Raw genomic sequence first — 16002 nt, 5'->3', positions numbered from 1 at the left:
CCATGAGTCTAGTCACTAATCCAGAAGATCAGGCCAAAATGCGGGCAGCCTGCCGTGATGCGGCAAAAGTCCTGGACTTCATCACACCCTACGTCAAACCGGGCGTGACAACAGGTGAGCTTGATCAACTATGCCTGAAGTTTTTAACTGAAGAACTTAAGGTTAAATCCGCGACTGTAGGCTATGCCCCGCCCGGTTACCCGCCTTTCCCGGGGGCGATCTGCACCTCCGTCAATCACCAGGTGTGTCATGGCATACCTGGTGACAAGGTACTAAAAAACGGTGATGTGTTGAATATTGACGTCACCATTATCAAAGACGGCTGGTTTGGTGACACCAGCCGTATGTACGCCGTTGGGGAAACCTCCATTCTTGCAAAACGCCTGACTGAAGTGACCTATGAATGTATGTGGCTTGGTATCGCCCAAGTCAAACCTGGTAACACCTTGGGAGACATCGGGCATGCCATTCAAAAGTATGCAGAACAACAAGGGTTTTCTGTTGTCCGGGAGTTTTGTGGCCACGGGATTGGTCAGAAATTTCACCAGGATCCGCAAATTTTGCATTACGGAAAAGCTGGAACAGGGCAAAAACTCGAGCCTGGCCTGATTTTTACGATTGAGCCGATGATCAATGCGGGCAAAAGAGAAATCCGACAACTCGCAGACGGCTGGACTGTCGTAACCAGGGATCACAGTCTATCCGCTCAATGGGAGCATACCGTGATGGTTACGGACTCTGGAGTAGAAGTACTCACCCAGTCTCCCGGTATGCCTCAACCACCGTCGTTCATCACGTTGTAACGCGTTTGTCGCAATCGCTTGATGTTGAAGCCCCTCACTTAGGGTGTGCAGATGAATGAGCAAAATAGTCTAAGTAAAACTTTAACTGATCAGTCTTTACCTCATCAGTTCACACAGCGTATTAGTGACATCCGTGCAAACCTTCAGCGCGCGAGGCAAGAGGCTTGTGATCGTTTTCGAGTAAGACCTCGTGCGGATACGTTACTTAAAACACTGAGAATCCTTGCCGACAAAGCCTTGCGTGACCTGTTGGAGCTCTATCCCCTTCCAAAAGGTGCCGCACTGGCCGCCGTCGGGGGCTTTGGACGTGGTGAGCTGTACCCGTTCTCTGACGTCGATCTTTTAATTCTCTTGCCTTCGGAGCCCACTCCCGCTGATGAGACCACCCTTAGCGGACTTGTCGCAGCAATGTGGGATGTCGGTCTCGAACCAGGCTGCAGTGTCAGAACGATCGAACAATGTCTCTCGGAGGCTCGATCCGACATTACAGTAGAAACTTCATTGCTTGAAATGCGGTGGATTGCAGGTAGCCGCGCGCTCACACAGCGCTTGATTACACGCATGAAAGAACAACTTGATGCGCGAAATTTTTTTCAAGCAAAACGCAGCGAAATGCAGCAACGCCATGCCCGGTATCAAGATACGCCCTACTCTCTTGAGCCGAACTGCAAAGAATCACCAGGCGGTTTGCGAGACTTACAGGTCATCTTATGGATGGCAAAGGCTGCAGGATTTGGCAAAAGCTGGCGAGAGATTGCGCAGTCAGGACTCCTGACGCGCACCGAAGCGCGGGATCTGAATCGTGCCGAACAGGCGTTTAAACGCCTGCGTATTGAGTTGCATTTGCTGGTCAATCGTCGGGAAGACCGTCTGTTGTTTGACTTGCAGCATGGGTTGGCCGACGCCTACCAAATCAAACCTACTATTACCAGGCGCTCCAGTGAAATACTGATGCAACGATACTATTGGGCTGCACGCTTGGTCACCCAGCTCAACACTCTGTTGGTCCAAGCAATTGGGGAGCATTTGTTTCCTCTTCCTTCCTTAAACGGGCATGCGCTAAGCCAACACTACCAAGCACATCACAACCGTTTAGACATCAATGACGAAGAGTTGTTTCAAAAGCACCCATCGGAACTGCTCAATGTATTTCTTGTGATGCAACAGCATCCAGAGCTCACAGAACTTTCTGCACGAGCTTTGCGAGCGATTTGGCACGCACGACATTTGATTGATGCGAAATTTAGGGCTGACCCCGTCAATCGAGATTTATTCATTGATATTCTGAAACAAAACCAAGGCATCGTTCATGCACTGCGACGCATGACCATGTTGAATATTTTGCCTCGCTATCTGCCAGCATTCAGACGTGTCGTGGGACAGATGCAACACGATTTGTTTCATGTCTACACAGTGGACCAGCATACTCTGGCAGTCCTGAGAAATATCAGGCGCTTTACGATGGTCGAACACGCCCAAGAGTATCCGCTGGCTACGCGCCTGACTGCTAACTTTGATCGTCACTGGCTGCTGTATGTTGCTGCGCTTTTCCATGATATTGCAAAGGGTCGTGGCGGAGATCATTCCACTTTAGGGGCCGAAGAAGTCAAGAAATTTGCTCGAGCGCATCGTCTAGAGCGTGACGAAACAGAACTAGTTGTCTTCCTCGTCAGGCATCACTTGCTCATGTCGCAGGTCGCTCAAAAGAAAGACTTGTCTGATCCCCAGGTTATTCATGAATTTGCTCGGATTGTTCAAACGCCTAGAAATCTCACTGCCCTATACCTTTTGACTGTCGCAGACGTTCGAGGCACCAGCCCAAAAGTCTGGAATGCCTGGAAAGGCAAACTTCTTGAAGATCTTTTCAACTTGACGCTTGCAAAATTAGGGGGATCTTCAGGGGACTCAAATACCGTTCTTCGCCAGCGCATGGATGAAGCCGCGAGTCTGACGCGTCTCGCAGGTCTGCGGGATGACGCGCGCGAAGCCTTTTGGAATGAATTGGATATTGCCTATTTTTTAAGGCATGATGCCGCTGAAATCGCTTGGCATACTCGTCATCTCTATCACTGCTTCCGTACTGACGAGACGGTTGTCAAGGCACGACCGACTGAAGGTGGCGAAGGTATCCAGGTGATGATCTACACAAAGCATGTAAAGGGACTTTTTGCACGTCTCTGTGGATACTTTGGCAGTCGAGGGCTAAGTATTCAAGATGCGCGCATCCACACCACGCGAGGTGGCTATGGGTTAGACAGTTTTATCGTTTTGCCAATCGACCGACAAAGAGATCTTCGATCAGATTCAGCCCTTATCGAACACGAGTTGTCGACCCAACTCGATCAACTGAGTCTGGCTGATCTGAATAAACAAATCGGCATGCGATCCTCGCGGCTCTCCAAAGCATTTCCATTTCCTCCTTCTGTGGAAATCAAACCTGGCGAAGGCAATGACTCTTGGGTCGTGGACATAACGGCCACTGATCGAGCCGGTCTTCTTAGCGACTTGGCGCAAGTGTTTGTCGCATTCAATGTTTATTTGCAAACAGCTAAAGTCATGACACTAGGTGATCGTGTAGAGGATGTTTTTGTCATAAAAGGCGAGGCGCTCGCGCAACCTCGCACCCAAAGACAATTTGAACGTGCCTTACTCGACACACTTTCTCAGGAAAATCAACGTGCAGCGTGAAATCTTCGTTCTGCGTCTCATTAGCTTGCTGAGCTTCAGTTCTGTCGTTGTTGCACTCGTCTCGCAATATGTCTATGACATGCAGCCGTGCGCCTGGTGCGTCTTTCAGCGATTACTCTATCTCGTCATTGGCTCAGTTGCTTTTGTGATTACCCTAAAAGATCCGGCTCGAACTAGGCTGGCTCTCGGCGCAGCATTGATTTCTGCTGGAGCAATTGGGGGGATCACCTCTGCTTGGTATCAGGAAAAAGTTGCTGCAAATAACTTTTCCTGCGCCCAAACCTTGGCGGATCAAATCATGACTAAAACCGGACTGGACGCCGGAGCGCCATGGCTATTTGGTATTTATGCAAGCTGCATGGAAGCTCGCGTCAAGCTGCTTGGTATTGAATACGCCTGGTGGAGTCTGGCGATGTTTTTTTTACTGTGTGTACTGGCTTTAATAGTGATAGGTTCGCTGATACGTGCTCGCAGCAGCTAAGCTTTCATCGAGAGGTTCAAATCGTTAAGAGAACAAAAAGAAGTTTAATTGTCCTCTGCTGCAAAACCCATATTGAAAAGCAGACCATTTGAACCATCCTGAGCGCCCGATCGATTGCGACCGATACGTTCGAGATATTCGGGGGTGATGTCACCTGTGATGTACTCGCCTGTAAAACAAGAGTTATCAAAGCGGGTCAATGCTGGATTCAAATCTGTCACGGATCGCTGCATAGAATCTATATCTTGGTAAACAAGTGCGTCCGCGCCGATGATCTTGGCGATTTCTTCAACATTTCGACCTGTCGCGATGAGCTCTTTCTGAGTAGGCATATCAATACCGTAAACGTTTTGATAGCGAACTGGAGGCGCAGCGGACGCCATATAAACCTTGTTTGCACCCGCGGCGCGAGCCATCTCCACGATTTCACGGCTGGTTGTGCCGCGCACGATCGAATCATCCACAAGTAAAACGTTTTTACCTTTGAATTCCATACCGATTGTGTTGAGTTTTTGTCGAACAGACTTTTTACGAACGGCCTGACCCGGCATGATGAACGTACGGCCCACATAACGGTTTTTGATTAGCCCTTCGCGATAATTGAGACCCAGACGGTCGGCAAGCTGCATGGCAGAGGGGCGCGATGAGTCAGGTATGGGCATCACCACGTCAATATCTCCTAAGCGAAGAGTCTTGGCGAGTTTATCTGCCAGATACTCGCCCATCTTCAGGCGAGATCCATATACTGAAACACCATCTAATACAGAATCGGGACGAGCAAAATACACATATTCGAATATACAGGGCGCATGAATACCGTCAGGTGCGCACTGCTCGCTGCTGAGTTTTCCATCAAGAGAAATGAAAATTGCCTCACCGGGTTGAATATCTCGAACAAACTGGAATCCAGAACCCTCTAGCGCAACGGACTCAGAGGCGACCATCCATTCGGTGCCTTGAGGGCTCTCAAACTGACCAAGACAGAGTGGGCGAATACCATTGGGGTCACGAAAGGCGATCAAGCCATAGCCCGAAATTTGTGCGACCACCGCATAGGCACCTTTCACGCGTTGGTGAACAGCCTTGATGGCTCGAAAAATAGCCGACTCATCGAGAGAAACGCCATTTGCAGCGCGTTGGAGTTCGTGTGCGAGCACATTGAGTAAAACTTCCGAGTCAGAGTTTGTGTTGATGTGACGCTGATCCACCCTAAATAAAGACTCTCGAAGCTCATGCCAATTGGTTAGATTTCCATTGTGCGCAAAGGTAATGCCAAACGGAGCATTGACATAAAAGGGTTGCGCCTCTTCAACGCTTTCTGAGGAGCCTGCTGTCGGGTAGCGTACCTGACCGATGCCGGATGTTCCAGGCAACGAGCGCATATTGCGGGTACGAAATACGTCACGCACAAGCCCATGTGCTTTGTACATGTTGAACTGATTACCATTCGAAGTCGCAATGCCTGCAGCATCCTGTCCTCTGTGCTGCAGAAGCAACAGCGCATCGTATAAAAGCTGGTTAACAGGTCCGCGCCCAACGACTCCAACAATTCCGCACATGAAATATCCTGATTACGGTTAAACCAAAATTAAATAAACACTCAAAATCAATAAGGCAGCCAATCGTTGACGGGCGGTGGCAGTCTGAGCTTAATTTGCTGCACCGCACCAACAACTTGTTTTGAAAACATGGCGTTCTTCCACCAAGGCTCTTCGGGCAAGGGTGTGTATCCGGCTAGGATGACAAGAACCAATACGAAAAGCACTCCGCGCAATAATCCAAAGATTGCTCCTAAACCGTGGTCTGCTGGAGTCAGGCCTGTTTTGCTGAGCAAAGCCGAGAGCGTCATGTTAATGAAACCAATAGACAGTAGAACACCTATAAAAACACCTAAATAGGCCAGCGCCATGCTGACAAAGGGCTGAGTGATCCATTGTGAAAAAAACTCTGATACCAAAGGTCCCCACCAAATTGCCGCAAGGAAAGCTGAAGCGTATGCGACTAGGGACAACACCTCTTTAAGCAGGCCTCGCAATAATCCCAGCACCACCGAAATGGCCAAAATCGCCAACAGGACAAAGTCGAAGCCGGTCACTGTGTAGTGATAAACGCGCCGCCATACCCTTGTGTACGAAGCCGAGTTTGAGCTGCTTGAGCAGCTTCACGGGACTGAAATGGCCCCACTCTCACACGGTATTTTGGTCGGCCGTTCACATCAACAGGGCCATCGACAAACGCATTATTCAGTCCAGCTGAAATCAGAACATTGCGCTGTTTTTGTGCCTCTGCGGCTGAATCAAGGGACATCGCCTGTACGACGAAATTACCTTTGACAGGCGGCTTGGGGCTTGGTGCACTGGCAACAGGCGTACGACCCTCAAGCAGAGCGAGTGCCCGAGCGGCATCATCCTTGCGTTGCTGGGCCGATGGGGGCGGAGCGGCTGGGGGTGAAGCGGGCTTTGCGGGTGGAACCTTAGCCGCTTCGGAATTCTGTTGTGCGACGGGCTTTGTTGCAGTGTCAGGTTTGATCTGACCGGGTGCGGCGGCAGCATCCGTAGAACCCGATGCCCCAGACTGACCGGTTGAAGCATTATTCGCAGACTGACCTGCGGAGACTTGCGACTCAGCATTGGATGCGGCTGCGTCAGGTCCGGATAAATGTGGCTGAAAAGGCGTTTGTCGATCGGGAATACGTATAGGAATGTTGCTCGCAACGGGAGCTGGCTCGGAGTCCAACAGCATGGGGAGTACCACTACCGCTGCAAGGATTAGAGCAACCGCACCCGCCAGGCGCCGTCTTGCCTTGATACGAAGCTCGGCTGCCTGTGCCTCACTCGTAACGGATGGCCGCGGCTTGCCAGCAGGCTTACGCAAGGGGGCACTATCTTTTCTGGAAAACAGTCCCATTTAAAACATCCTGACCGGAAAAACAAACTGGCTAAACATGCGCTTTAAGCGAAGGTTTGTAAGGTGAAAATGGAAATTAAACTTCATCTTTCGCGCTCAGCGCCTCAGCGACCGTTAAAAACGACCCAAACACCACGATTCTATCATCCAGGTTGCTTTTTCTGCGTGCGGCAGCAAAGGCGTCCTTGACCCTGTCAAAGCCAGAAACCTGAACATCTTTTGGTGCTTTCGAGTCCGATTCTGAAAGAACCGCCCGAACCTTGGCTTGAATTGCCTCACTTGATAGTCCGCGTGGCCCTGGCAAGGCTGCGCAAAACCAGTGATCGATCCGAGGAGCCATGTGTCTGACAACAGCAGCCACATCCTTGTCAGAAAGCATACTAAATACGGCATAGGTATAAGGATGGAACCCCATATTCCCAAGATTTTTTTCTAGAACGGCAGCTGCATGGGGATTATGGGCGACATCGAAGATGATGGTTGGTTGACCAGGCAAAATCTGAAATCTTCCTGGCAGTGAGGCCTGAAGTAAACCTTGACGCACCGCCTGCTGAGGAACCGCCAAGCGGTCACGCAAGGACTCGAGCGCAGCAAGTGCGGCCGAAGCGTTTAGCAACTGATTTGCACCTCGTAAAGCGGGATAGGCCAACGCGTTGCGTCTTTGTTCGCGGCCTCCGAATGCCCACTGCTGCCGGTCGCCAGAATAATTGAAATCGCGAGCAAATAACCACAGATCAGCACCAATCTGCTGGGCATAGTCGAGTAAAGACTGAGGTGGTGCAGGATCACTGACAATAGCGGGACGTCCCGCACGGAATATGTGCGCTTTCTCAAAACCGATTTTTTCGCGGGTATCACCTAACCAGTCGACATGATCGATGTCGACGCTTGTCACGATCGAACAATCAGCATCAACAATGTTGACTGCGTCCAGACGACCGCCTAAACCAACCTCGAGCACCATCACATCGAGTGAGGACTGGGCAAACAGTCGAAGGATCGCAAGAGTTGTGAACTCAAAATACGTGAGGGATACCCCATTACGCGCGGCCTCAACGGCCTCGAATTGACGAATAAGCTCAGCGTCCTTCACGATGTCGCCATTTACACGAGCGCGCTCATTGAAGGTCACTAAATGCGGAGAAGTGTAAAGCCCAACTCGATAACCTGCCGCAAGCAAAATGGACTCCAGCATGGCACAGGTCGAACCTTTGCCATTTGTTCCGCCTACGACAATTTTTATAGCCGGCGAGTCTAGAGATAAACGATTCGCGACAGCGCGGACCCTATCGAGACCCATGTCAATCTTGCTCGGATGCAGTGACTCAAGATAGAGAAGCCAAGTGTCCAGCGGAGCGCCAACGGGAGGGTGCGAGATCGCCATAAAAGTTGAGGGTCAAAAGAAGCTATGAAGCCGGAATTTTAACAGTCCGCTTTCAATATCCAAGCAAACGCCTGCGTGTCAGAACCTGTGTGTAAAATCAATGACATAGAAAGGAATCGCATGACCACCTCACGCAAGCCGCTGGATACTACTGCATATCTTTGCATCATTATGCTTTGCACGCTTTGGGGTGGTCAGCAAATTCTCTTTAAATTCAGCATGGATGACATCAGCCCCTCCATGCAAATAGGCTTGCGTTCCACTCTTGGATGCATCTTGCTGGCACTTTTCATGTGGTACCAAGGGACTTCCCTTGCGCTCTGGCGTGGCCCTTGGCGCGCTGGTATGGCTGTTGGCCTCTTGTTTGGATTGGAGTGGTGGATGATAGGCGAAAGTTTGCGCCTGACAACAGCATCACATCTGGTTGTCTTTTTATATACCGCACCGATATTCACTGCTCTGGGCCTGCACTACTGGGTCCCGGAGGAACATTTAAATCGACGTCAATGGCTCGGAGTATTGGTCAGCTTCATAGGGATTGGCATTGGCTTTATCGGTGGCGCCAACCAGCCACATTTTGACCTGCGCATGCTTCTAGGTGACTTATTGGCACTCGGTGCGGGACTCGGGTGGGCCATTACCACCATTTTGATACGCACAACAGGACTCGCGAAACTTCCCGCCACTCAAACAACTTTTTATCAGTTGTTTTTTGCAGCCGTTGCTCTGCTCGTTGCGTGCTTAGTGACCGGGCAGTTCGTGGTTAACTGGAGCCCATTTTTGATTATCAGCATTGTGAGTCAGGGTGTCTTGATTGCTTTTTTAAGCTTGCTGGTCTGGTTTTGGCTGCTCAAGCACTATCTTGCCTCTCGTGTATCCATCTTCACTTTTCTCACCCCCTTGCTTGGCGTCACCTTTGGCGTATTGATTCTTGATGAGCCCTTGCACGCAGAGTTTGTCTGGGGTGCGCTGTTGGTGATGATTGGAGTCATTATGGTCAACTGGCCTTCTAAGATGGCGGAAATAGCTGACCAGGCAAAAAAAGCTAAATCATCCGTCTAATTCTATGTGCCTCGCCATCATCGCTTTAAATACTCGTCCAGACTGGCCTCTGATTGTTATCGCCAATCGCGATGAGTTGCATAACCGCCCGACCCTCCCCGCCAGTCCCTGGACTGATGCAGCAAACATTTTGGGCGGACGGGATCTCACTGCAGGAGGCACTTGGCTGGGAATGACCACCCAGGGGCGTATTGCCCTGCTGACAAACTATCGCGAGCCCGGGCAAAATAACCCTCAAGCTCCCTCGCGCGGCAAGTTGACAGATGGTTTTTTACGAAGCGACATGTCTGCAATGACTTTCGCACAAGCACTTGAAGGTTCCACATCAGCCTATAACGGTTTCAATTTATTACTCTCAGACGCCTCAGGTCTTTGGTATTTCTCCAATCGCTCGGGCGTCAGCGCCCAAGCAGTCAAAGCAGGCGTCGCTGGTATCTCCAATGCCTCGTTGAACACTCCTTGGCCAAAACTCACCAGAACCAAACAAGCCGTATCTGAATATCTTGCATCAAGCGCCAACTCTTCTTCGCTGGCACCAGAACGATTCTTCGAAATTATGCAAGACACCCGCTCAGCCTCTATCCAAGAGCTTCCTGATACCGGAATAGGTCCAGAGCGCGAAAAACTTTTGGGTAGCCCTTTTATAAAAAATGATCGTTATGGCACCCGCTGCACAACGTTGATTATGCAGCGCTCGGATGGCATGGCGATGTTTTTCGAAAAACGATTCGACTCAAGCGGATCCAAGAGCGGTGAGAGTCTCTGGACGATCGACACAAAAAAGCAACGCATCGTTCCGGGAGCGGCAGATATAATCTAAAAACTTTGTTAATCGCTGAAGGCCAACCCATGTCAGAGTTAAAAAACAGAATCACAGACGCCGTAAAAGACGCGATGCGTGCCAAGGCGACCGAACGTCTAGCGACTTTGCGTTTTTTACAGGCTGCAATCAAGCAACGCGAGGTCGATGAACGCAAGGATCTGACTGATGCAGACGTGACTGCAATCATCGAAAAACAGATCAAGCAGCGTCGCGAATCCATTGCAGCATTCGAGCAGGCGGGACGGACTGAAACAGCGGCGCAAGAAACTGCGGAATTAACGATCTTGAAAGAGTTTTTACCTCAGGCAGCCTCAGAAGCCGAGGTCGCAGCGGCAATTGATGCAGCACTTGCAGAGGTTTCAGCACAGGGCATCACTGGAGCGCCCGCAATGGGCAAAGTCATGGCTATTTTGAAACAAGCACTTGCAGGCCGCGCAGAGATGTCTGCACTTTCTGCGCAAGTCAAAGCAAGGCTTGGTTAAAAACATTTGCCACTATTTGGCACGTAGGGTATTAATTTAAGTATTTACCTTAAGCTTTTACCCGAAGCACTTTGAATGCTGCGGTGGCTTTGGCTATAACCTTTCCTTCCGTATCAAGCACCTCTCCCTCGCAAAAGGCGATTGAACTTCCCCTTCGGATGCAGCGTGCTTCGACAGTGAGATCTGTCACGGCAGGCTCCAGGCAAGTCGTGTGCATATCAATTGTCGCCATGCCTATGCCCAGCGGATCTATGGAACGACCCGCCGCACTCAGCGTGAAATCAAGAATGCTCATAATCGCACCGCCGTGAATATGGCCGCGACTATTGCGTAACTCATCTCGAATTTTGATGCGTGTGACTGCACGGTCATCCTGACAGAGAACGGGCTCAAGCTGTAAAAAATCAAGATACGGTATTTCTAAGCCAAAATAGGTGTTAGGTTTTGCTAAGGACACTGTGCTGCTCTGAAAAAGTTAACGAATATATAAAATGAGTAGACTGAAAGAAACTATTAAAACTAAGGCTGAGGCCTGGGCATATAGCTGATGCAGGTCGGTGTGCCAAACTGCAACACCTCATGCATGGCTGCAAGTGATTTCACATTCCAGATATTGATTCCGTTGACCATGACCTGAACTTGGCTGGATTGGTCATCCAGGGCGCGTATGTCCACTTGTCCATAGCGGTTACCCCCAAGCTCTCCTGTCACCGCCACAAATGCAGTGCGGGCAGTTCGATCGATCGAACCAATCACAGGAAACTCGCCGTCCGCGCTCCAGCAACGCTTTGCCTGTGCCTGCGCGCGCTCAAAAACCACATCGTATGACACAGGAATCGTGAAGGTGTCTTTGGGTGAAGAATTTTGATTGACCCCCATGCACGCACCAAGAAGCAACGGTGCCAAAGCAATCATCCATTTAAATGTCATAGTATTCGCCTGAATCAGGCTCAAAAGAGCCAATAGTTGCATAATACGGGAACACCCGATCAATGATTTTACGACTTTTAGACTGCCTGATGAATGTTCGACACGATCAAAATACTCGCTGGATCCTCCTGGCAGCGGTTTTAGGTTTTATTGCTGTGGGGCTTGGTGCGATAGCCTCCCATGCCGTCACCGATATCAAGGCCGTATCGGCAATTGAAAAGGCAGCACTCTATCAATTGATCCACGCGGTCGTCTTGCTCTTTGCCAGTCAGTTGCATGGACGGCTCGCTAAAATAAGTCGTTGGCTCCTTTTAATCGGAATCGTGCTGTTTTGTGGTTCGATTGAGCTCAAATACATATTCGATATTTCAAAAGCGACCATCGTCGCACCCACTGGCGGCATATGCCTCATGGTTGGTTGGCTCCTGCTAGGTGCAGCCGGCATGAAACAAAAAGTGAAGTCGGATAACCAAAGTTGAAAACGGATCCCTGTAAGAGTGGTAAAAAGAGGGATATTTCTTTTTCTTCATTTTCTTTCACAACTTAGTATTGAATCCAATGACTATACGAGACAAAGCATATATCGTCGGGGCATACGAGCACCCCACACGCAAAGCACCCGACAAATCCGTCGCTCAACTCCATGCAGAGTCAGCTAAAGGCGCGCTTGAGGACGCTGGTCTAACTTTGAGCGATATTGACGGTTATTTCTGCGCAGGTGATGCTCCCGGCCTTGGGATGTTGAACATGGCAGATTACATGGGTCTCAACAAGCTGCGCCATGTTGACTCGACTGAGACGGGTGGCTGCTCCTACTTGATCCATGTCTCACATGCCGCACAAGCCATTGCCGCGGGAAAATGCGACATCGCCTTGATCACACTTGCAGGCCGTCCTCGCTCTGCTGGTTCTTCTGGTTTACAGCCCCGAAACTGGGGAAATGATTTGCCTGACGTGCCCTTTGAGGCGCCTTTTGGGCCTGTCACAGTCAATAGCTATGCAATGGTCGCCGCACGTCACATGTACGAGTTCGGCACTACATCTGAGCAACTTGCATGGATCAAGGTTGCCGCCTCTCATCACGCGCAACATAATCCTCATGCAATGTTGCGCGATGTCGTCACAGTCGAGGATGTATTGAACTCCCCGCTCGTCTCCACTCCCCTACACCGTTTGGATTGTTGTGTGGTGAGTGATGGCGGAGGCGCGCTTATCGTCGCCCGTCCTGACATCGCCAAGTCACTCAAGCGTCCCCTCGTCAAGCTTCGCGGAGCGGGTGAGTCCGTCAAGGGTCAGTTGGGCGGTCGTGTCGACCTGACCTACTCAGGTGCACGCATCTCGGGGGCTCGCGCCTTCGAAGAGGCAGGACTGACTCCTCAAGACATCAAATATGCCTCCATATACGACAGCTTCACCATCACAGTTCTGATGCAACTCGAAGACTTGGGTTTCTGTAAAAAAGGCGAAGGTGGCAAGTTTGTATCAGATGGCAACTTGATCTCTGGTGTAGGCAAGCTTCCCTTCAATACGGATGGCGGCGGGTTGTGTAACAATCATCCCGCAAATCGTGGCGGCATCACTAAAGTGATCGAGGCAGTTCGTCAGTTACGCGGCGAAGCTCATCCTGCCGTACAAGTTAAAAATTGCGATATCGCACTTGCCCACGGTACGGGCGGTTTTCTAGGATCGCGCCATGGCAGCGCAACTCTGATCATGGAGCGTGAATAATCATGACAATGATGTATCAACCCAACCCGATCCCTGCTCCCGCTGAAGAACAAGGCAACCAGCCTTTTTGGGAAGCAGCAAAAACCGGTAAGTTCCTGGTGAAGTATTGCAAATCATGCAAGGAACCGCATTGGTATCCTCGTACCCTATGTCCTTTTTGTTTTGGTGAAACCGAATGGAAGGAAGGTTCAGGAAAAGGGACCATCTACTCGCTCAGCGTCATGCAACGTGGAAACCCCAATCCTTATTGCATCGCCTATGTCACGCTAGATGAGGGTGTCACGATGATGACGCAAATCGTTGATTGTGATTTAGCCGCACTCAAAATCGGTCAAAAGGTTAAATTGATTTTCAAACCGACGACTGAGGATGGGCCTCCTGTGCCAATGTTTACACCGGTGTAAAGAGGCCTGTTGAAAAGTCCAAAATAATCCAAGCGACTGTCAATAAAAAGAGGATCAAATTAATTTGATCCTCTTTTTTTTACGATTGCTGATTAAATTTATGGTGTGAGTACACCATTGACAACGTTATCAAGAAATTTAAGATTATCCTTAATGTCAAAGGTTTTACCGTTGGCCTTGATGACACCATTTGAAAATTCGAAGCTTGTCTGTAGTCCTTCTGGTGTCTTAACTGCCAGACCCAGCATTAAGGCAGTCATTCTTTGAGTATTATCCAGACCGCCACGACCGGTCAAATCAATATTTCCTGACGCTCGCAAACGTTGTGCGGTGGAAAAAGCAATATCTGCTCCATCGGCCTTAAGTACCTCAACATTTAATTTTCCAGTCAACGTTCCTCCGTCTATTTTGGTGGAAAGACGGGGAATACCAAAGGAAAATCCCTTGTTAAATAGATTTCGCAAAGCGATTGACATTTTTATGCGCTCCTCAGCGCTCAAAGTATTCACATCTTTCGCATCGCGAAAAATCGAGGAGATCGCCATGACACTTTCTTTGTCGATACCGCTCAACAAAAACTCTTGATCCACATCACTCAGTTTGATTTTGTCGAATGAATACTGTTTGATCGTCTGAGTGATTGCAAAGTTGAAGCGATCATTCACAAGACTCGCAATTTTTGTGATTTTCATCCCTTCAAATCTTGAAGAAATCGTGGCGCCCTTTTCAATGTCGAAAACATATGTGCCGATTCCCAAGTTTCGATTTGAAAGATTGATATCTATGCTCATTCCGTGCCACTCAGTGACTGAACCTTCAGTGCGTGCGTCAAGGTGGGCGGATTTGAGTTTTAATTGCAGCGTCTCATTATCCCAAGTCGCCTGGCCCGAGAGAGGGGTAAGCTTTAAGGAGGATTGCGCGTCTTTAAATAACAGCTCAGACAGCTCGACACTCGACTGTCGCTGACCGCTATAACGAATGAATCCCTTTCCTTGCATCGTCGGACCTTGTCCGAAGAGTTGCTTGAGTAACGGGTCAATCGCTTCATCACCCGTCATCTTCCACTCCAGACGACCAGCCGAGTCTGGTAAGAGCAGATTTGAAATCTTATATTCAACGATGAGACCGATGGCAGTGGGTGCCTGTTGATCGCGAGGAATGTAATTCGGAAAGCGAATCTCAAACTTTCCATTCGAGGAAAAAACAGATTGATGATGTTCAATTGTTTTGATGTGAATGTGGTCATTTTGCTTGTATCGCTCAGGCAAAGATGTCACATAGTTACCTGCCATACGCGCCGAATAAAAGCTCGCACCTAACCAAACTACGATCAACGTAGCAATCACAGCAAATAACAAACTTAATGTTTTTTTCACTTCAGTATCCCAATGATTTAAGCGTAAACGACAACCAAATTTAAAAGAACTGACACTGGTGAATTAAGAACCAAATTCCTTGGACAGCTCTGCCGCCCGCTGATCTGCCGCCTTCATCGCCTGGGTAACAATTTCAACAAATCGTGATTCCTGAAACACGCCTAACGCTGCCGCCGTTGTCCCGCCTTTGGACGTGACGCGTTCACGCAACGTAGCAGGCGGCTCAGATGAGTCACTTGCCAGCTGACTCGCTCCGGACAATGTCGCCAGAGCGAGCTCTTTTGCTTGAGCAGGTGTTAAACCGAGCGCCTCGCCTCCCTTGATCAACGCCTCAAGAAACAAAAACACATACGCCGGACCACTGCCTGAAAGAGCTGTCACAGCATCGATCGCGGCATCATCCTTCACCCAAACGGCCTTCCCTACTGCTGATAATAAACTTGTTGCAATTTCACGATTAAATGGAGACAAGGAGACAGGCGCAGCAAGACCGGTCACACCTGCGCCAACAAGTGCAGGCGTATTCGGCATGCACCGAACAATCTTTGTATAGGGCGCATGTGGTAATCCTAGCCATGTCGCGAGCGAGGCAAGCGAAATGCCCGCTGCAATGCTGATGACAAGTGTTTCTGGAGACATCCATGGTTTGCACTGTAATACAACGTCTTTCATTTGCTGAGGCTTCACAGCAAAAATCCAGACTTGGTACGGACTGAGTTGCTGATCCGGTGTGGCGCTTGTCTTGACACCACGCAACGCCCATTGTTCACGTAGCGCTTGAGCAACCTCGATGACGTACAGATTCTCTTTTGGACAACCTTGGCTTAAAAGCCCCGATACAAGGGCATTGGCCATATTGCCACCACCAATAAACGCCACGGAGGGAAATGAAGTCATCGCAATACCCATTTAAAATTTGAAGGACTACTCAAAA

Annotated in this window: 17 protein-coding genes; 9 read left to right on the top strand and 8 right to left on the bottom strand. The window is 49.7% G+C overall.

The features are described from left to right. The first annotated feature begins 2 nt into the window (after nucleotides 1–2). Genes map through QWY27_RS02635 form a run of 3 tightly spaced genes read left to right on the top strand, consistent with a single transcriptional unit; the run spans nucleotide 3 to nucleotide 3972 of the window. Nucleotides 3–803, top strand: a complete 801-nt coding sequence (map, locus tag QWY27_RS02645) for a type I methionyl aminopeptidase (RefSeq protein ID WP_290194444.1) — start codon at nucleotides 3–5, stop codon at nucleotides 801–803. A 51-nt stretch (nucleotides 804–854) separates the two neighbouring features. Next, complete coding sequence (locus QWY27_RS02640) at nucleotides 855–3491, top strand: [protein-PII] uridylyltransferase (RefSeq protein ID WP_290194443.1); 2637 nt, start codon at nucleotides 855–857, stop codon at nucleotides 3489–3491. Continuing rightward, complete coding sequence (locus QWY27_RS02635) at nucleotides 3481–3972, top strand: disulfide bond formation protein B (protein WP_435433434.1); 492 nt, start codon at nucleotides 3481–3483, stop codon at nucleotides 3970–3972. The genes QWY27_RS02640 and QWY27_RS02635 overlap by 11 nt, the downstream gene beginning before the upstream one ends. A gap of 44 nt (nucleotides 3973–4016) precedes the next feature. On the opposite strand, the gene purF is transcribed toward QWY27_RS02635, so the two are convergent. The 4 genes from purF to folC form a co-directional block, all read right to left on the bottom strand. Further along, nucleotides 4017–5531, bottom strand: coding sequence for an amidophosphoribosyltransferase (gene purF, locus QWY27_RS02630; protein ID WP_290194442.1), 1515 nt, complete (start codon nucleotides 5529–5531; stop codon nucleotides 4017–4019). A 47-nt stretch (nucleotides 5532–5578) separates the two neighbouring features. Continuing rightward, nucleotides 5579–6067: a CvpA family protein gene (locus QWY27_RS02625; protein ID WP_290194441.1), complete on the bottom strand. Its 489-nt coding sequence runs from the start codon at nucleotides 6065–6067 to the stop codon at nucleotides 5579–5581. Continuing rightward, complete coding sequence (locus tag QWY27_RS02620) at nucleotides 6064–6879, bottom strand: SPOR domain-containing protein (RefSeq protein ID WP_290194440.1); 816 nt, start codon at nucleotides 6877–6879, stop codon at nucleotides 6064–6066. Before QWY27_RS02620 ends, QWY27_RS02625 begins: the two co-directional genes overlap by 4 nt. A 76-nt stretch (nucleotides 6880–6955) precedes the next feature. Further along, nucleotides 6956–8263, bottom strand: a complete 1308-nt coding sequence (folC, locus tag QWY27_RS02615; RefSeq protein ID WP_290194439.1) for a bifunctional tetrahydrofolate synthase/dihydrofolate synthase — start codon at nucleotides 8261–8263, stop codon at nucleotides 6956–6958. A 120-nt stretch (nucleotides 8264–8383) separates the two neighbouring features. Between folC and QWY27_RS02610 the strand changes: the two genes are divergently transcribed. Genes QWY27_RS02610 through QWY27_RS02600 form a run of 3 tightly spaced genes read left to right on the top strand, consistent with a single transcriptional unit; the run spans nucleotide 8384 to nucleotide 10630 of the window. Then, the gene (locus QWY27_RS02610) at nucleotides 8384–9325 is read left to right on the top strand and encodes a DMT family transporter (RefSeq protein ID WP_290194438.1); all 942 of its coding nucleotides are present in this window, start codon (nucleotides 8384–8386) and stop codon (nucleotides 9323–9325) included. Nucleotides 9326–9329: 4 nt separating this feature from the next. Further along, complete coding sequence (locus tag QWY27_RS02605; protein WP_290194436.1) at nucleotides 9330–10145, top strand: NRDE family protein; 816 nt, start codon at nucleotides 9330–9332, stop codon at nucleotides 10143–10145. Between the two features lie 29 nt (nucleotides 10146–10174). Further along, nucleotides 10175–10630: a GatB/YqeY domain-containing protein gene (locus QWY27_RS02600; protein WP_290194435.1), complete on the top strand. Its 456-nt coding sequence runs from the start codon at nucleotides 10175–10177 to the stop codon at nucleotides 10628–10630. 49 nt (nucleotides 10631–10679) lie between these two features. On the opposite strand, the gene QWY27_RS02595 is transcribed toward QWY27_RS02600, so the two are convergent. Both QWY27_RS02595 and QWY27_RS02590 read right to left on the bottom strand, forming a co-directional pair. Continuing rightward, entirely contained in the window at nucleotides 10680–11087 is a 408-nt protein-coding gene (locus QWY27_RS02595) for a PaaI family thioesterase (protein ID WP_290194434.1), read from the bottom strand. A 62-nt stretch (nucleotides 11088–11149) separates the two neighbouring features. Next, entirely contained in the window at nucleotides 11150–11560 is a 411-nt protein-coding gene (locus tag QWY27_RS02590; RefSeq protein ID WP_290194432.1) for a BPTD_2524 family lipoprotein, read from the bottom strand. 89 nt (nucleotides 11561–11649) lie between these two features. Here QWY27_RS02590 and QWY27_RS02585 point away from each other — a divergent pair, with 89 nt between their 5' ends. The 3 genes from QWY27_RS02585 (at nucleotide 11650) to QWY27_RS02575 (ending at nucleotide 13692) form a co-directional block, all read left to right on the top strand. After that, on the top strand, nucleotides 11650–12039 hold the full coding sequence (locus QWY27_RS02585; protein ID WP_290194430.1) for a DUF423 domain-containing protein: 390 nt from the start codon (nucleotides 11650–11652) through the stop codon (nucleotides 12037–12039). Between the two features lie 79 nt (nucleotides 12040–12118). Beyond that, nucleotides 12119–13288 carry a thiolase family protein gene (locus QWY27_RS02580; RefSeq protein WP_290194428.1) on the top strand — a complete coding sequence of 390 codons (1170 nt, stop codon included), beginning with the start codon at nucleotides 12119–12121 and terminating at the stop codon, nucleotides 13286–13288. Between the two features lie 2 nt (nucleotides 13289–13290). Continuing rightward, nucleotides 13291–13692: a Zn-ribbon domain-containing OB-fold protein gene (locus tag QWY27_RS02575; RefSeq protein ID WP_290194426.1), complete on the top strand. Its 402-nt coding sequence runs from the start codon at nucleotides 13291–13293 to the stop codon at nucleotides 13690–13692. Nucleotides 13693–13790: 98 nt separating this feature from the next. On the opposite strand, the gene QWY27_RS02570 is transcribed toward QWY27_RS02575, so the two are convergent. Then, the gene (locus QWY27_RS02570) at nucleotides 13791–15068 is read right to left on the bottom strand and encodes a DUF945 family protein (protein WP_290194424.1); all 1278 of its coding nucleotides are present in this window, start codon (nucleotides 15066–15068) and stop codon (nucleotides 13791–13793) included. A 63-nt stretch (nucleotides 15069–15131) separates the two neighbouring features. Continuing rightward, a complete protein-coding gene (gene proC, locus QWY27_RS02565) occupies nucleotides 15132–15965 on the bottom strand; it encodes a pyrroline-5-carboxylate reductase (protein ID WP_290194423.1) in 834 nt (277 codons plus the stop codon). Between the last annotated feature and the right edge of the window lie 37 nt (nucleotides 15966–16002).

Origin of the sequence: Zwartia vadi (assembly GCF_030410375.1) — a bacterium.
Classification (GTDB): domain Bacteria; phylum Pseudomonadota; class Gammaproteobacteria; order Burkholderiales; family Burkholderiaceae_B; genus Zwartia; species Zwartia vadi.
The sequence above is the reverse complement of the archived record's forward strand: the minus strand, read 5'-3'. Positions and strand labels throughout refer to the sequence as shown.